This window comes from Nodularia spumigena CCY9414 (genome assembly GCF_000340565.2).
Classification (GTDB): domain Bacteria; phylum Cyanobacteriota; class Cyanobacteriia; order Cyanobacteriales; family Nostocaceae; genus Nodularia; species Nodularia spumigena.
Genome location: NZ_CP007203.1, coordinates 3,719,001 through 3,720,549, shown reverse-complemented (window position 1 = coordinate 3,720,549; position 1,549 = coordinate 3,719,001). Strand labels below are relative to the sequence as shown.

The 1,549-nt window shown below is 37.4% G+C and carries 1 protein-coding gene and 1 pseudogene; one reads left to right on the top strand and one right to left on the bottom strand.

The annotated features are described in order from the left end of the window. Window positions 1–103 precede the first annotated feature (103 nt). Window positions 104–1,158 (top strand): IS630 family transposase gene (locus tag NSP_RS24830; protein WP_231859486.1). Its coding sequence is split into 2 segments (ribosomal slippage): window positions 104–496 and window positions 499–1,158, totalling 1,053 coding nucleotides; the frame shifts between segments, so codons are not numbered across the junction. A 167-nt stretch (window positions 1,159–1,325) separates the two neighbouring features. On the opposite strand, the pseudogene NSP_RS26995 reads toward NSP_RS24830, so the two are convergent. Continuing rightward, window positions 1,326–1,549 (bottom strand): annotated as a pseudogene (locus tag NSP_RS26995) (FAD-dependent oxidoreductase); the annotation flags it as partial.

The following is a 1,549-nucleotide window of genomic DNA, read 5'->3' as shown; positions in this document are numbered from 1 at the left end:
AAAATATTTAATGTTGATTTACTACTAAGTAGGTAAACAAAAAAAWTWAAAGGTGTGTAAAGATAAGTAAATACGGAAAAACATATATTAGGGTGATGTAAATATGGGGTCAAGGTTAAGGATATTCCTGACAAAAAAACAAGATAGAGAGTTGTTTGACCTGAGAACAGCGAAAGTACCGCAGAAAGTAAAAGATAGAGCTGAAGTAATCAGATTAAATGCAGATGGTTGGTATGTGGAAAAAATAGCGGCTCACTTTGATTGGGGAGAGCAAACAGTAAGAGTCGTGTTGAATAAGTGGGAAAAAGAAGGAATAGAAGGACTCCATGAGTTACCAGGTCGAGGGAGAAAGCCAAAATTGGTGGAAGCTGACATTGAATATTTAGAAAAATGCTTGAAAGAAGAAGCACAAACTTATAACAGTAAGCAATTAGCAGAAAAACTGGATAAAGAGCGTGGGATAAAAGTAAGTACCAACACAATCAGACGGGGACTAAAAAAAAAGGGGTGATTTGGAAGCGGATAAGAATAAGTCATCAAGCAAAACAAGATCCAGTGACTCGTGCAAATAAACAAGCAGATATGGATATGTTAGAACTGGCTGCGGCTAGTGGAGAAATAGACCTAAAATATTTGGATGAATCAGGATTTTCAGCTTGGAGTGATTCAGGTTATACATACTATCAAAAAGGAGAACAAAAAAAGCTCGAACAAACAAAAAGACGTGGACGCAGAATCAGTATTATTGGGCTATTTCAGCCATTAATTAGCTTTATTTATGGTCTAGTAATTGGAGGAGTTAAGCGCAGTTCTTACATCAAAATGATGGAACAAGAGGCGCAAGAAGCATCTGAAAGTAAACGAATGAGAGTCATAGTTCAAGATAATGGACCAATACATTGTTGTAAAGAAGTTCAGGCATTATGGACAAAGTGGGAACAAATGGGTTTATATATGTTTTTCCTTCCTAAATATTGCTCGGAAATGAATCCAATTGAATTAGAATGGCAACATCTTAAACGAGATGAAATTGCTGGAAAAATGTTTGAGGATGAATTAGAACTAGCGTATGCAGTTATGGATGGTGTTGAAACCAGAGGTAAAAAAGGAAAACACCGGACAGAACGTACTAAATTTAACAAAGCCGAATTAGGTTAACTTTTCTTTACATACCTTTAAATTTTTCTGTTAACCTACTTATTGTCTGGGTAGTAGGTAGGGGCGGGTTTACACATATCATTCATGATTAACGGGAATTTTGGTGAACCCGCCCCTACTAATTGAATTACCAAAATCCAAAATCTAAAATTGTTTGACCCTAACGCCTAATTCTCCCAGTTTTCGTTAAAAATGGAAGTATCAGGGAAAGCCGTCGGGTTGCCATTTTAGCTGCAACAGACGTTTGAGAGCTTGTAATTGTGGAGATGGTCTCGGTAAATCCTTTACCAATTGATAAGGTGCAACTTGATTTTTAAAGAGAAAGCCGCAGTAGTTCCCGCAGCTAGCGCCCAGCCGACCATTACAAATGAGTGTACCCGATAGGCTGCTG